The organism is Mycolicibacterium arabiense (assembly GCF_010731815.2).
In the GTDB taxonomy this organism is placed as follows: Bacteria; Actinomycetota; Actinomycetes; order Mycobacteriales; family Mycobacteriaceae; genus Mycobacterium; species Mycobacterium arabiense.
On record NZ_AP022593.1, the window covers coordinates 663,136 to 678,139 of the forward strand.

The window sequence follows — 15,004 nt, forward strand, 5'->3', positions numbered from 1 at the left end:
TCTCGCTTTCGGATGGGAGGTGTGGTGGGCGGTCAGGCGGTGCGCCAGCGGGTGGCGCGGCGTTCGATGGGGCCGAGGATCAGCAAGTCCGCGATGACGAGCACGATGATGAACACCAGCACCCAGGCGAAGAACCCGTCGAGCTGGTTGGCGTCGTACCAGTACCGCGACCGCCACCCGACACCGGAGGTGGAGCCGAACCACTCGGCGAGCAGCAGACCGTTCCAGGCGCTCATGATCGCGAACCGGACGGCAGCGACGGTCGAGCCGGCGACCGCGGGAGCGACGATGTGCCGCAGTACGTTTCGCCGTGGTACGCCGAACGCCCGGGCCATCAGCACCAGGTCGGCGGGTACCGCCCGGGTGGCCTTGGCGATGTTGACCACCACGAACGGCAGCCCGGACAGGAACACCGTCACGACCGGGGTGAGCCAGCCGAACCCGAACCACATGGTGGTCAGCAGCGCCCAGATCACCGCCGGGATGGCGAGGGCGGCGGCGTTGACGTCGGAGAGGGCGAGGTCGGCCCACTTCGACAGGCCCATCCACACGCCGATCGCGGCACCGACCACCAGCGCGAGCGCCAGGCCGAGGGCGAAGCGGTTCATGCTGATCGCGAGGTTGCCCCAGAGCTCGCCGATGGCGGCCTCCGAGATCAGGCTGTCGACGGTCTGTGCGGGCGACGGAATCCGGTTGCCGATCACGACGGCGAGCTGCCATGCGCCGAGAATCGTGAGCAGGGCGGCGCCGATGGCGGCCAGCGACGTCGACTGTCCGCGGAGCTGACGACGCCAGGCGGGCGCCGGGGACGAGAGTGCCTGGGTGATCACGAGATGTCCTTCCGCCATGCGAAGAAGCGGTTCTCGAGGTAGGCGAGTCCGCGTTCGATGAGGATCATGGCGACGATGAAGAGCGTGGTCCACGCCAGCATGTCGTCGACTTGGAATTCCTGGTAGGCCTTGCGGATCATGAAGCCGACGCCGTCGCTGGCGCCGAACACCTCGGTGAGGGCCTCGACCTTCCAGGCCATCGCGAATCCGTAACGCACACCGGCGAAGACGAAGGTCACCAGCGCCGGCAGGTAGAGGTGGCGCAGCACGTCGCGCCGGTTGCGTTCGAATGCCCGGCACATCGCCAGCAGGTTGCCGTCCACCGACCGCACTCCCTCGGCGACGTTCATCGCGATGAAGGGCAGCGCGACCAGGGCCGAGACCACGATGGGTCCGCCCGCACCGACGCCGAAGATCAGCAGGCCGAAGACCGCGTACGTCAGACCCGGCATGTTGCCTAGGACGAACAGCGGCAGCGAGAAGTACGACGACATGAAGCGGCCCCAGTCCACCCGCCCCTGCTTCGCCCGCCCGAAGCCCATGAGGAACCCGATCACCAGGCCGAAGACCATGGCGATGGCGAAGCCTGCCGCAATCTTGCCGATGCTGGAGGCGAAGTTGGTGAACGCCTCCCCCGACACCGTGATCGCGACGACGCGCTCGAAGACACCGAGCGGTCGCGGCAGGATCGGGTCGTCGATCCAGGCGGCCACGGCGGCCCAGGCGGCGATCGCGGCGACGAGGGCGATGCCGGAGACCAGCCACCTTCGCGGTCCCGTCGTCGCCGGCCGCGTCGCAGGCGGGGCCGGTTCCCGCGGCGCCGGATCGGCGTCCGGCGGCGTGATGGTCTGCGTCACTTCTCGACTCCTTCTCCGGGCAGGAACTTCGGATCGGCTTCGTCGTCACCGATGACGCCGGTCTCTCGCATCAGGTCGAAGATCGAACTCTCGTCGTCGGCCCACTTCTGGTCGAACCGCACGTCGTCGACCACCCAGTCGTGTTGGGCGACGTAGTCCTTCATGAACGCGATGTCCTCGGGCGTGTCGACGGCGAAGTGCTGTGGGTAGCGCTCGACCATTTCGTCGCGGTGCCCCTGCCACTCGGCCAGTCCGCGCGTCCACAGGTCGAGGAACGCCGACACCTCGCCGGGATGGTCGTCGACCCAGTCCTTGCGGGCGACGAAGACGTTGCCCATCGGGCCGTCGTGGCCGGGTGCCTCGAGTTCGGCGAACACCTCCGCCGAGGACTTCCCGTCGTACAGCGGGCGGACCGTGCCCTCGCGGAGGTCGCGGGCCGACAGGTCGGGATAGCAGATGCAGGCGTCGATCTCGCCGCGCGCCAACAGGTTCGAGAGATTCTGGATGTCGGCGACCACGATCTCGTAGTCGTCGGCCAGGTTCACGTCGTGCATCTTCTTGAGCAGGGCGCTCCACACCAGGGTTCCCGAGACCGTCGTGAACACCCCGAGGCGCTTGCCCTTCATGTCCGCCAGCGTCACGGCGGGGTCGTCGGCGCGCACCATGATGCGGCTGCGCTCGGAGTTGTAGCGGCCGATGATCGTCGTCTCGCGCTGGGTCTGCTCCTCGAGGCCAGGCACCTCGAACGAGGCGGTGGAGATGATGTCGGCGTGGCCGCCGGCGAACAGGCCGAACTCGTCCCACGTGGCGCTGCTCTCCACCTCGTAGCCCGACTGGCGCTGCCACTCGTCGACGATGCCCGTCTCGTTCATGTAGTCCCAGATGGGGTCCGGAGCGAACGTGAACCGGATGACGCCGTCGCGGGCCGCTCGGGACGACGCAGGCCCACCGAGGCCGGCGGAACATCCCGCCGTCAACGTCATCATCGCCGCCGCCGCGACGGCCACCGCGTTGCGCATCACCCGAGTGCTACGTCGCACGGGAACCTCCTCGATGTCGTGTGACGGCTGTCACCGTCGAGATTCAGCCTGAGGCAGCGGGGCCAATCGCGACAATGTCTGGCGACACACACTTATGCTCGATCTCATGTCACCAAAGACACTGAGGCCCGACCTCGAGCGCTGGCTCGACGCGCTGGCCGACATCGGCGAGGCGGTGGGTGGCGACGAGCCCGTCGCCGCCCTGGTCGACCGCGTCGCACGTACCGCGTGCGACCTTCTCGACTACGACTTCTGCGCGGTGTTCCTCCCCACCGAAGACGGCCGGGCGCTGGTGATCGTCGGATCGCACGGCCTGTCCCCCGACTACATCGCGCAGGTCAACGCGGACCGGCCGATCCTGCTCGACGTGACCGGTGCCGAGGAGGCGCCTACCAGCGTGGCGTTCCGCACTGGCGAGGTGGTCACGCTCGAGGACATCGAGACGACGCCGGGAATCGGACCGTGGGGTGGGGTCGCTCACGAGCAGGGCTACCGGGCGCTGGTGTCGGTGCCGCTGCGTCGCGCCGGGTCGATCGTCGGAGCGCTCAACGGCTACCGCACCGAGCCGCACCGGTTCGACGCCGTGGAGGTCGGCTTGGTGACGACGCTGGCCTCCCAGGTCGCGGTCGCGCTGCGTACCGCCCAACTGCGGTCCCGCGAGCAGGACACGATCCGCGAGCTGCGCCGCGCCGAAGAGGTGCACGGACTGCTGACGGCGACCGCACTGCGCGGCGAGGGTGTCTCGGGGGTGGCCGCGGCGCTCGCGGAACTGCTCGCCCGGCCCGTGCTGATCGAGGACGTCTACGGCACCGCGCTCGCAGCCGTCGACTGGGCTCCCGGCGGGTCGGACGAACGCGTCGGGTCGCAGGACGACGGCGTGTCGGCGGATGTCACGCTCGGCGGCGAGGTGGTTGCCCGGGTCCGCGTCGAGGTCACCGACGCGGAGCTGTCCCGGCTCGACGTACGCGCCGTCGAACACGCAACGGTGGTGACGGCGCTCGAGCTGATGCGCGACCGCACCGCGGCGGAAGTCGAACAGCGCCTTCGCGGTTCGCTAGTTGCCGACCTGCTGAGCACCGACGGCGCCGACATGCCGGCGCTGCTCGATCGCGCCCGGCGGCTCGGCTGGGACCTGTCGGGCGACCAGTCGCTGATCTCGGTGCGGAACATCGACCCCTCGGCCGGCGACGCCAGGCCCGCCACCGACCGGCTGCTGGCAGGCGCCGACCGATTCGCGGCCACCATCACGCCCCGCCCGCTGGTTGCCGTGTACCGGGGTGATCTGCTGTTGATCGCGGCGCCGGGCGCGGCCGCTCCGGGGCGGGTCAGTGGCGCGGCGGCGATCGCGCGTCGTCTGGTCGACTACCTGACCGACGCCAGGGAAGTCGGGAAGGCGGTGGCGGGGGTGACGCCTGCCGTCGCGGTCCGCGAACTACCCGACCTGTTCCGCACGTTGCGCGGTGCGCTCGATCTGGCAGCGGACGGGGCGGGCAACGCGGTGATCGACCTGCGCGACGTCGCGATCGACCATCTGCTCCTGCAGCTCGACGACCCGGAACGGTTGCGTGCCTTCGCGACATCCGTTCTGGGTCCGGCGTTGGACTACGACCGCGACCACTCCAGCGAGCTGTTGCGGACGGTGCGGGTGCTGATCGACCGCGACATGGACCGCCGGTCGACGGCCGACGCGCTGCACCTGCACCCGAACACGGTGGCGCAACGGATGCGCCGCCTGGAGGCGCTGACGGGTCTGCACCTGAACCGGCCGCGGGACCTGCTGCAGCTCACGTCGGCGCTGACGGTGGCACGGGTGGCCGGCCTCGGCTGATCGTTGGTCCGTTTCGGTGATTCGTGGAAGATCACTTGCGCTCACCGCAGGAGATGCTCCACGAATCGCGTGGTTTGGGGTGGTCAGTCGAGCGGGTTGCGGCGCGTGACGATCAGCGGGTCGGCAGGGGTGAATGGGAACTGCGGCAGGTCGACGATCTCGCCGTCGAGAAGCGAGGTGGTGTGGCTGTTGCGAGCGATCGACGTCGTCACGGGGTCTCCTGTCGGTGGTGATCGGGCGGTCGGGGTTGAGCGTTCGTCGATGACCACACTCGTTCACGAGAGGTCCCGCAAACATTGACGCCTGCACCCCCCGGAGCGGTGCCAATTGGCCTACCAATCTCTTCCTGCTAGCTGGCATTGGCATCGAAGTCGCCGTGAGTGAGGATGATTCACGCCCCGATGGGACGGCGGCACACCAGGCGAAAGGACACTGCTTCATGACGGCGACCGTGGATCGGGATGACCGGTCGGTCGACCGGGTCGAAGGTAGGCAGAAGGTCACCGGGTCCGCCCACTACACCGCCGACGTCGCGCTGCCGGGTCAGGTGCACGCCGTGCTCGTCCAGTCCGAGGTCCCGCACGGCCGCGTCACCGAGGATTCGTTGCGCGCCAGCACCTCTCGCGCCTCGGCGGCTCCCGGGGTGCTGTACGTGCTGACACCGCTGAACTCTCCGCGCCTGGGCGTGGTGCCCGACGAACTGACGTGGGACCTGCCCCTGGAGCGGCGGCCACCGCTGTCGGACCTGACGGTTCAGCACGTCGGACAGCACATGGCGCTCGTGGTGGCCGACACCTTGGAGAACGCCACGGCTGCGGCAGCGTCGTTCGACCTGTCCTACGAATCACTTCCGGCGCAACTCGACTTCCACGAGGTGGCGGACGCGTCGCGAGAGCAGGTGGGCCCCGTCCGCCACGGAAGTTACGAGCCCGATCACTTCGTCAAGCTCTCCGAGGAGAAGCTCCAGGACGTTCGCGGCGAGGAACCTGCCGGCGGAGCCAGCCGGGTCGCCGCCCGCTTCACGACCCCACTCAACGCCCACTACCCGATCGAGTTGTCCGCCACGGTCGCCGCATGGTCGGGCGACCAGCTGACCGTGCACGACAGCACCCGCTGGATCGCCGGTGAGCGGACCGCATTGGCGGCGTACCTACAGATCCCCGAGGACAGGGTGCGCGTCTCGTCCCCTCTGGTCGGCGGGGCGTTCGGCTCGAAGAGCTTCCTGTGGATGCACGTCGCGCTGTGCGCCGTCGCGGCCAGGGAGGTCGGACGGCCGGTCAAGCTGGTGCTCACCCGCGAACAGATGTTCTCCTCCACCGGGCACCGGCCACGCACCGAGCAAGACCTCGTGCTCGTCGCCGACGAAGACGGTCGCATCCTCAGCACCGAGCACCACACCCTGACCGAGACTTCCACCGTCGCCCACTTCTGCGAGCCGGCGGGCCTGTCGACGCGGTTCCTCTACCAGTCACCCCATCTCGAGGTGTCGCACCGCACCGCCCGACTGAACGCGCCGACCCCCAGCTTCATGCGCGGTCCGGGCGAAGCACCGGGGTTGTTCGCCCTCGAATCGGCCATCGACGAACTCGCCCATCGGGTCGGTGCCGATCCGCTCGAGCTGAGGATCCGCAACCACGCGGATTCAGACCAAGCCAGCGGCAAGGCGTGGTCGGGAAAGCACCTGCTCGACTGCTATCGGATCGGCGCGCAGCGGTTCGGCTGGGCTGAACGGCCGCTGGCGCCACGCGCCATGCGGTCCGACGGTGAACTGGTCGGCTGGGGCATGGCGACGGCGACGTACCCGGGCCGTCGCATGCCGGCGAGTTGCCGGGTCACCACCTCGCCCGACGGACATGTCCGATTCGCCTCGGCCACACACGAAGTCGGCAATGGCGTGCGTACCGTCATGACGCAGGTCGCCGCCGAGGTCACCGGGCTTCCGCTGTCGCGGGTGGCGTTCGACTCCGGCGATTCTGACTTCCCGGCCGCGCCGTACAGCGGTGCGTCGCAGACGACGGCGACGGTCGGCTCGGCGGTGCACGCCGCGGCCACCGAGTGGAGGCGCCGCCTGTCGGCGCTGACGTCCGTCGGCGACGGGGCCGACCTCGTCGCGCTGGCAGGCGCGCACCACGAGCAGCTCAGCTTCACCGCCGACAGCGATGCGGGAGACCAGAGCGCCGAGGCATTCCAGTCGTTCGGTGCCCACTTCTGCGAGGTGCGGGTCGACGAGCAGATCGGCAGGGCGACCGTCACCAGGTGGGTCGCGGTCATGGACTGCGGACGGGTACTCAACCCGAAACTCGCCCGCAGCCAGGTGATGGGCGGCATCACCTTCGGTCTCGGCATGGCGCTGCTCGAACAGGTGCCGTACGACGCCGATACGGCTCAGATGATCGGCGAGTACTACCTGCCCACCCACGCCGACCGCCCCGAGTTCGACGTCAGCTTCGTGGAGAGCACGGACTTCGGCCTCGATCCGATCGGCGTGCGCGGCATCGGGGAGATCGGCACGTGCGGCGTTCCCGCCGCGATCGCGAATGCCGTCTTCCACGCCACCGGAAAGCGTATGCGCGACTTGCCGATCACCCTGGAGAACCTCATGACGCCATACCGTCCACCCACAGCCGAGGAGCCGTGAAGACCCAGGACCATCTCGTGGAGCTCCGCATCAACGGCGAGACCCACCGCGTCGAGGCCGACGTGCGAACCACGCTGCTCGATCTGCTGCGCGAACGCCTGCAGCTGACCGGGACCAAGAAGGGGTGCGACCACGGGCTGTGCGGTGCGTGCACCGTCGCCGTCGACGGTGAGCGGGTGGTGAGCTGCCTGACCCTCGCGGCGTCGATCGACGGTTCGGACGTCCTGACCATCGAGGGCATCGCCGACGGCGACCAGCTGCACCCGCTGCAGCGGTCGTTCATGGCGTGCGACGGGTTCCAGTGCGGCTTCTGCACGCCGGGGCAGATCTCGTCGGCTCGTGCCATGCTCACGGAGCATGCCCGCGGTGACCTCAGCACGGCATCGTTCGAAGGCTCCCGAGCCGACGTCGTCGACGGCTGTGCGCGGCTGACCACCGCGGAGATTCGAGAACGCATGGCCGGCAACATCTGTCGATGTGGCGCCTACGCCAACATCGTCGCCGCGATCGAAGCCGTGGCGCAGGAGCGCACCGCGTGAAGACGTTCGAGTTCCGCCACGCGACGAGCGTCGACGACGCCGTCACGGCGGGCACTGCACCCGGCACGAAGTTCCTCGCGGGCGGGACCAATCTCCTGGACCTGATGAAGGGCGGTGTCGAGCAGCCCGAGTCGCTGATCGACCTGCGGCGGCTGGGCCTGACGACGATCGCCCCGACCGCCGAGGGTGGCGTGTTCATCGAGGCCGGCGTGTCCAACAGCGCCGTCGCCAACCACCCGCTGATCCGCACGCAGTACCCGGTGCTGTCACACGCCATCCTCAGCGGTGCCACCACGCAGCTCCGCAACATGGCGACGGCCGGCGGAAACCTGTTGCAGCGCACCCGCTGCCCGTACTTCATGCAGACCACGTTCTCGTCCTGCAACAAGCGCGATCCCGGTAGCGGATGCGCAGCACGACACGGGTTTCACCGCGAGCACGCCGTCTTCGGCGCCAGCGCCGACTGCGTGGCGATCCATCCGTCCGACATGGCAGTCGCCTTGGCCATCCTCGACGCCGTCGTCCACGTCCAGGGGCCAGACGGTCGGCGCACCATTCCCATCGAAGGCTTCTTCGCGTTGCCGGGAGACACGCCAGAGGTCGACAACACGCTCGGAACGGGCGAGCTCGTCCTGGGCATCGAATTGCCGCCGTCTCGATTCGCCGACCACTCCTGGTATCTCAAGGTGCGCGACCGGCACAGCTACGCCTTTGCCCTGGTATCGGTCGCGGCGGGTCTGCACGTCACCGACGGTGTCATCGATTCGGCTGCTCTGGCCCTGGGCGCCGTGGCTGCCATGCCATGGCGCCTGCGCGAGGCCGAGGCGGTCCTCGTCGGCCGTGCACCCGGCGACGAGGCGTTCCACGCGGCCGCCAGGCTGGCGATGAACGGCGCGGAACCACTGGCGCAGAACGCGTTCAAGGTCGACCTCGGCCGGCACAGCGTGGTGCGGGCGCTGACCCGGGCCGCGGCCGTCCGCATCGACGACGAGGATCAACCGTGACGCTGCGCGTGTCGACGCGATGACTTATGCCGGCCGATGCAGTCTGCTCTGCATGGGCACACTCATCTATGGCTTCAACGTGTCGGTGGACGGGTACGTCAACGACGCGAACGGCAGCATCGACTGGTCCGAACCGAGCGACGAACTGCATCAATACTGGAACGACTTCGTGCGCGGGACTGCGTTGACGTGCTACGGGCGGCGACTCTACGACCTGATGTCCGCGTACTGGCCGACCGCTGACGATGACCCCGACGCCCCACCCATCATCGTCGACTACGCCCGCGTCTGGCGAGCCATGCCCAAGGTCGTGTTCTCGTCCACCCTGGACTCCGTCGACTGGAACTCCCGCCTGGAACGCGGCGACCCGGTCGACGTGGTCAGGAAGCTGAAGGCCGAGACCGACGGCAGGCTGGAAGTGGCCGGCGCGACGCTGGCGGCGCCCATCGTCCGGGCCGGACTGGTCGACGAGTACCGGATGGTGATCGCGCCCACCCTCGTCGGCGGCGGCACGCCGTTCTTCCCGCCACTGCCCTCGTGGATCTCGCTGCGCATGGTGGAGAACCGCACCTTCCCATGCGGCGCGGTTCTGCTGCGCTACGAGGCAAAACGCGACTGATCGGCCGCGTGCGGCGGCCCCGCCGCTCCCTATGAGCCTGCTCATACGCCGCCAAGCCTGCGCGAAGATGTCCGACTCGGCGTCTACCATTCCTGCGGCACACCCATGACCGATGGAAGGGGCGAGCAGTGGCCTACACCGCCGCCGACATCACCGAACTCGACGATGTCCAGCACACACGCCTGCGGCCGGCGGTCAACCTCGGTCTGGACGTCCTGAACACCGCGCTGCGCGAGATCGTCGACAACGCGATCGAAGAGGTCGCCGACCCCAGCCACGGCGGATCGACCGTGACGATCACCCTGCACGCCGACGGCTCGGTCAGCGTCGCCGACGACGGCCGCGGCCTTCCCGTCGACTCCGACCCGGTGAACGGCAAGAACGGCATCGTCAAGACCCTCGGCACCGCACGGGCCGGCGGCAAGTTCTCCGCGCACGTCGACGCCGCCAGCACGGGTGCCGGCCTGAACGGAATCGGCGCAGCCGCAGCGGTGTTCATCTCCGCGCGCACCGATGTCACGGTGCGCCGGGCCGGAAAGACCTACCTGCAGAGCTTCGGCGGCGGCTACCCGGGTGTATTCGACGGCAAGGACTTCGACGCCGACGCCCCGTTCACCCGCGCCGACGCCCAGAAGCTGCGCGGCACCGCCAATCGCAAGCCCGACGCACACGGCACGGAAGTGCGAATCCTGTTCGACGCAACAGTGGTGCCGGACTCCAGCATCGACGTCAACGAGGTGCTGCTGCGGGCCCACGCAGCGGCACGCATGTCCCCTGGCGTAAATCTGTTCGTCGTCGACGAGGGTTGGCCCGGCGACGAGGTCAGGCCCGAACTGCTCGAGCCGTTCCGCGGACCGTGGGGCACCGACACCCTGCTGGACCTCGTCTGCGTCGCCGCCGGAACACCGGTACCAGGCGTGCGAGCGGTGGTGGAGGGTCGTGGCGAGTACACCACAGGCCGTGGGCCGACCCCGTTCCGCTGGTCCCTGACGGCAGGGCCCGCCGAGCCGGCCACGGTCGCCGCGTTCTGCAACACCGTGCGCACCCCTGGCGGCGGATCGCACCTCACCGCAGCGGTGAAGGGTCTGTCCGAGGCACTGGCCGATCGAGCCTCCCGCATCCGCGACCTGGGACTGGCAAAGGGTGAAGAGGGTCCCGAGGCGCAGGACTTCGCGGCGGTGACGGCGCTCGCCGTGGACACCCGGGCGCCCGACGTGTCGTGGGACTCCCAGGCCAAGACCGCGGTGTCGTCGCGCTCGCTGAACGTGGCGATGGCCCCGGACGTGGCGCGCAGCGTCACCATCTGGGCCGCCAACCCCGGCAACGGCGACACGGTGTCGCTGTGGACGAAGCTCGCACTGGAGGCTGCCAGGGCGCGGCGCAGCGCCGAGGGCGCCAAGGCCCGCTCCCGGGCGGCGTCGAAGGCCAAGGGCCTCGGGACGAACCTGTCCCTGCCGCCGAAGCTGCTGCCCAGCCGCGAGACCGGACGCGGGTCGGGTGCCGAGCTGTTCCTGTGCGAGGGCGATTCCGCGCTGGGCACGATCAAGGCCGCGCGCGACGCCACGTTCCAGGCGGCCTTCCCGCTGAAGGGCAAGCCACCCAACGTCTATGGGTTCACGCTGAGCAAGGCGCGGATCAAGGACGAGTTCGACTCGATCGAACGCATCCTGGGCTGCGGGGTGCGCGACAACTGCGACCCGGAGTCCTGCCGGTACGACCGGATCCTGTTCGCCTCCGACGCCGACCCCGACGGCGGCAACATCAACTCCAGCCTGATCTCGATGTTCCTGGACTTCTACCGGCCGCTGGTGAAGGCCGGGATGGTGTACGTGACGTTGCCGCCGCTGTTCGTGGTGAAGGACGGCCAAGAACGGATCTACTGTCAGGACGAGGTAGAGCGCGACGCCGCCGTGGCCGAGCTGCGCGCCAGGTCGAGGCGCAAGGTGGAGGTGCAGCGCAACAAGGGCCTCGGCGAGATGGACGCCGACGACTTCTGGAATACCGTGCTGGATCCGCAGCGGCGCACCGTGATTCGGGTGCACCTCGACGACGGTGATCCGAGACTGCATCACACGCTGTTCGGCGGGCCGCCCGAGGGTCGGCGGACGTGGATGGCCGACGTCGCCTCCCGCGTCGACACCGCTGCTCTCGACTTGACCTAGGAGTACGACGACCGTGACCGCCACCCTCGACGTTCCCGAGCAGAACCCGGATCTGGTGCTCGACCAGAGTGCCGACGACTACTGGAACCACTACCAGTTGACGTTCGCGCTCTACAGCGTCAGCGACCGCGCCATCCCGTCGGCGTTCGACGGGCTCAAGCCCGGCCAGCGCCGCCTCCTGTATCAGATGCACGAGTCCAGGCTGCTGCCGGGAAACAAGCCGCAGAAGTCCTCGAAGGTCTGCTCGGCCGTCACCGGCAACCTGCACCCCCACGGCGGAGCGTCGATGTACGGCGCGGCCGCGCTGATGGCCGCGGAGTTCCAGCGCGTCAAGGTGATCGACGGTCAGGGTGCCTTCCCCCGCATCCAAGGCGACATACCCGCCGCCGACCGCTACACCGAGATGCGGCTGTCGGCACCCGGTGCGGCGTTGACCGCCGAACTCGACGACCACGCCGTGCCGATGGTGCAGACGTTCGACGGTGAATGGGTCGAACCGACGGTGCTGCCCGCGCGGTGGCCGGTGCTGTTGTGCAACGGTGCCGTCGGCATCGCCGAGGGGTGGGCCACCAAGGTGCCTGCGCACAATCCGCGCGAGATCATGGCCGCCTGCCGGGCGCTGCTGAAGACGCCGAACATGACCGACGACCGGTTGGTCAAGCTCATTCCCGGTCCCGACTGGGGTTGCGGCGCCACCGTGGTCGGCAGCGCCGGGCTGCGCGAGTACATCACCACCGGCCGTGGCTTGTTCACCGTGCGCGGCACGGTCTCGGTGGACGGCAAGAACGTCATCGTCACCGAGCTCCCACCGGGCGTGGCGAGCCAGACCGTCCAGGAACGCATTCGGGCGCTGGTCGAGTCAGGCGAGCTGTCTGGCGTGGCCGACATGTCGGATTTGACCGACCGGCGCAACGGCCTGCGGATCGTGGTCACCGCCAAGCGCGGCCACAGTGCCGAGCAGATCCGTGAACAGCTGCTGGCCTTGACACCGTTGGAGGGTTCATTCGCCGCCAGCCTGGTCGCCCTGGACGAGGACCGGGTGCCGCGCTGGTGGTCGGTGCGCGAGCTGATCTCGGCCTTCCTGCACCTGCGCGATTCAGTCGTGTTGCGCCGCAGCGAACATCGACTCGAGAAGGTCTCGGCACGGCGCCATCTGGTCAGCGGCCTGATGACCATCCACCTCGACATCGACGCCGCGGTCGCCGTGATCCGCGGATCCGACACCGTCGACGAGGCCCGCCAAGGATTGCAGGACCGGTTCGGCATCGACGCCGTACAGGCCGATTACGTTCTGGCGCTTCAACTGCGACGGTTGACCAGGCTCGACGTCATCGAGTTGCAGGCCGAGGCGGAGAAGCTGGACGCCGAGTTCCTGGAGCTCACCGAACTGGTGTCCAACCCCGATGCACGCCGCAAGGTCATCGACGACGAACTCGTCGAGACCGCAAAGCTGTTCAAGGGCCCCGAGTTCGATCGGCGCACCGTGCTCGACTACGAGGCCACCCCCACGGTCTCGAGTTCCGACGACGATGCCCGCGAGCGCAAGGTCAACGCCGCCTGGCGGCTCGACGACCGAGGCGTGTTCTCCGACAGCCACGGCGATCTGCTCACCTCGGGCCTCGGCTGGGCGGTGTGGACCGACGGCCGGGTGAAGTTCACCAACGGCAATGGGTTGCCGTACAAGATCCGCAACATCCCCGTGGCACCCGACATCACCGGACTGCTTCGATCGGGGGTGCTGGCGCCCGGCTCCCATCTGGCGCTGGTCACGCGCCGCGGGAAGGTGTTGCGCATCGATCCCGCCGCCGTGAATCCGCAAGGTGCGGCGGGCAATGGCGTGGCAGGGGTGAAGCTGGCCGCCGACGGCGACGAGGTGATCGCGGCGCTTCCGCTCACGTGCGGCAACGGCGAGGCCATCCTGTCGATCTCCGAAAAGGCATGGAAGGTCACCGAAGTCGCAGACATCCCGGTGAAGGGCCGTGGCGGTGCCGGCGTCGGCTTCCATCCGTTCGTCGGCGGCGAGACTGCGCTGATGGCGGCCGCGGTGTCGGCGACCGGATTCGTGCGCGGCACCAGGGCCGTCCGGGCCGAGAAGCGCGCGAAGGCGTCGATCAAGGGCTCCGGCGCGGACGTGACGCCGGCGGGATAGACGCGCTCCAAACGTCCGGTCTGGCGGCTCGATCGTCCAGCCGTAGATGTCGGACCCCTCTGCGATGATGGGGTCATGTCAACGACCGCAATGCCTTTGGAGACGCAGGCCGCTCCGGCCGAGCGGCTGGAGGCGTTGTTCGAGGAGTTGGCCGAGCTGACCGGTCAGCGCAACGCGATCGACGGACGGATCGTAGACATCGTCGCCGAGATCGATGACGACCAACTCTGGGGCGCCACCGGCGTGCGCTCGCTGTCGGCCCTGGTCGCCTGGAAGACCGGCATCGCACCGCGCAACGCCGACACCGTGGTCGCGATCGCCCAGCGCGCCGAGCAGTTCCCCCGGTGCGTGGCGGGCCTGCGCGAGGGCCGGCTCTCCCTAGACCAGGTCGGGGTCATCGCCGACCGGGCCGCCGACGGCTCCGACGACCACTACGTCGACCTGGCCGCCGTCGCCACGGTCACCCAACTGCGCACGGCGGTCAAGCTCGAACCCCGGCCCGAACCCGAGCCCCGGCCCGACACACCGCGGTCGGTCACCAAGACCAGCAACGAGCACTCCACCACGTGGCGAATCACGTTGCCTCACGACGAGTCTGCGACCGTCGATGCTGCCGTGCAGTCCCACCTCGACGCGCTGGTCACCGACTGGCGACACGACCGCGAGACCAGCACGCGGGTCGGCGACCAGGCTCCGCCAATGCCGGGCACCGTCGACGCCTTCATGGCCCTGGTCACGGCTGGTTGGGATGCCGAGGTGGCGCGTCGACCCCACGGACAACACACCACCGTCGTCCTACACGTCGACGTCGAGAAGCCCGCCGCACTTCACCTGGGCCCGCTGCTCACCGACGACGAGCGCCGATACCTGCTCTGCGACAGCACCTGCGAGGTCTGGTTCGAACGCCGCGGCCAGGTCATCGGCTCCGGACGGACCACCCGCACCATCAGCCGGCGATTGCGTCGTGCACTCGAACACCGCGACCGCTGTTGCGTGGTCCCTGGCTGTGGGGCCACCCGCGGACTGCACGCTCATCATCTCGTGCACTGGGAGAACGGCGGCCTCACCGAGCTGGAGAATCTGGTGTTGCTGTGCCCTTACCACCACCGACTTCACCACCGGGGCGGACTCACCCTCACCGGGCCCGCATCACGACTCTCCGTCACCGACGGCAGCGGCCGACCACTCACCGGAGCCTCCTTGGCCCGCCCACCCACGACACCACCACCTGACGTGCCACCCTGCGCCGGGCCGCTGGGCGAAAGCGCCCAATGGTGGTGGTACACACCCTTCGAACCACCACCCGCGAGCGAGAACTAGTTTCACCGTCGCTCGACT

Annotated in this window: 12 protein-coding genes; 8 read left to right on the forward strand and 4 right to left on the reverse strand. The window is 68.9% G+C overall.

Annotated elements, in window-relative coordinates; translation table 11 throughout:
* Positions 1–32: 32 nt before the first annotated feature.
* Genes G6N61_RS04880 through G6N61_RS04890 form a run of 3 tightly spaced genes read right to left on the reverse strand, consistent with a single transcriptional unit; the run spans position 33 to position 2,727 of the window.
* Positions 33–830 (reverse strand): ABC transporter permease, encoded by a 798-nt coding sequence (locus G6N61_RS04880; protein WP_235887412.1) that lies wholly within the window; start codon positions 828–830, stop codon positions 33–35.
* Positions 827–1,687 (reverse strand): ABC transporter permease, encoded by an 861-nt coding sequence (locus tag G6N61_RS04885; RefSeq protein WP_163917514.1) that lies wholly within the window; start codon positions 1,685–1,687, stop codon positions 827–829. Before G6N61_RS04885 ends, G6N61_RS04880 begins: the two co-directional genes overlap by 4 nt.
* The gene (locus tag G6N61_RS04890) at positions 1,684–2,727 is read right to left on the reverse strand and encodes an ABC transporter substrate-binding protein (RefSeq protein WP_235887413.1); all 1,044 of its coding nucleotides are present in this window, start codon (positions 2,725–2,727) and stop codon (positions 1,684–1,686) included. Before G6N61_RS04890 ends, G6N61_RS04885 begins: the two co-directional genes overlap by 4 nt.
* A gap of 106 nt (positions 2,728–2,833) precedes the next feature.
* Between G6N61_RS04890 and G6N61_RS04895 the strand changes: the two genes are divergently transcribed.
* Entirely contained in the window at positions 2,834–4,555 is a 1,722-nt protein-coding gene (locus G6N61_RS04895; protein WP_163917515.1) for a helix-turn-helix domain-containing protein, read from the forward strand.
* Between the two features lie 83 nt (positions 4,556–4,638).
* On the opposite strand, the gene G6N61_RS31095 is transcribed toward G6N61_RS04895, so the two are convergent.
* Positions 4,639–4,767: a hypothetical protein gene (locus tag G6N61_RS31095; protein ID WP_264077301.1), complete on the reverse strand. Its 129-nt coding sequence runs from the start codon at positions 4,765–4,767 to the stop codon at positions 4,639–4,641.
* Positions 4,768–4,994: 227 nt separating this feature from the next.
* Here G6N61_RS31095 and G6N61_RS04905 point away from each other — a divergent pair, with 227 nt between their 5' ends.
* The 7 genes from G6N61_RS04905 (at position 4,995) to G6N61_RS04935 (ending at position 14,986) form a co-directional block, all read left to right on the forward strand.
* A complete protein-coding gene (locus tag G6N61_RS04905; protein WP_163917516.1) occupies positions 4,995–7,193 on the forward strand; it encodes a xanthine dehydrogenase family protein molybdopterin-binding subunit in 2,199 nt (732 codons plus the stop codon).
* Positions 7,190–7,732, forward strand: coding sequence for a (2Fe-2S)-binding protein (locus G6N61_RS04910; RefSeq protein ID WP_198339328.1), 543 nt, complete (start codon positions 7,190–7,192; stop codon positions 7,730–7,732). Before G6N61_RS04905 ends, G6N61_RS04910 begins: the two co-directional genes overlap by 4 nt.
* Positions 7,729–8,736, forward strand: a complete 1,008-nt coding sequence (locus G6N61_RS04915) for an FAD binding domain-containing protein (protein ID WP_163917517.1) — start codon at positions 7,729–7,731, stop codon at positions 8,734–8,736. Before G6N61_RS04910 ends, G6N61_RS04915 begins: the two co-directional genes overlap by 4 nt.
* A gap of 52 nt (positions 8,737–8,788) precedes the next feature.
* Entirely contained in the window at positions 8,789–9,355 is a 567-nt protein-coding gene (locus G6N61_RS04920) for a dihydrofolate reductase family protein (protein ID WP_163917518.1), read from the forward strand.
* 128 nt (positions 9,356–9,483) lie between these two features.
* The gene (locus G6N61_RS04925) at positions 9,484–11,517 is read left to right on the forward strand and encodes a toprim domain-containing protein (protein ID WP_163917519.1); all 2,034 of its coding nucleotides are present in this window, start codon (positions 9,484–9,486) and stop codon (positions 11,515–11,517) included.
* A 13-nt stretch (positions 11,518–11,530) separates the two neighbouring features.
* Positions 11,531–13,666, forward strand: a complete 2,136-nt coding sequence (locus G6N61_RS04930) for a DNA gyrase subunit A (RefSeq protein WP_163917520.1) — start codon at positions 11,531–11,533, stop codon at positions 13,664–13,666.
* A gap of 75 nt (positions 13,667–13,741) precedes the next feature.
* Positions 13,742–14,986 (forward strand): HNH endonuclease signature motif containing protein, encoded by a 1,245-nt coding sequence (locus G6N61_RS04935; RefSeq protein ID WP_163917521.1) that lies wholly within the window; start codon positions 13,742–13,744, stop codon positions 14,984–14,986.
* The last annotated feature ends 18 nt before the right edge of the window (positions 14,987–15,004 follow it).

Excerpts from the sequence above, each read along its gene's own strand:
- G6N61_RS04895 (WP_163917515.1), top strand. The coding sequence starts at position 2,834 with ATGTCACCAAAGACACTGAGGCCCGACCTCGAGCGCTGGCTCGACGCG.
- G6N61_RS04905 (WP_163917516.1), top strand. The coding sequence starts at position 4,995 with ATGACGGCGACCGTGGATCGGGATGACCGGTCGGTCGACCGGGTCGAA.
- G6N61_RS04920 (WP_163917518.1), top strand. The coding sequence starts at position 8,789 with ATGGGCACACTCATCTATGGCTTCAACGTGTCGGTGGACGGGTACGTC.
- G6N61_RS04935 (WP_163917521.1), top strand. The coding sequence starts at position 13,742 with ATGTCAACGACCGCAATGCCTTTGGAGACGCAGGCCGCTCCGGCCGAG.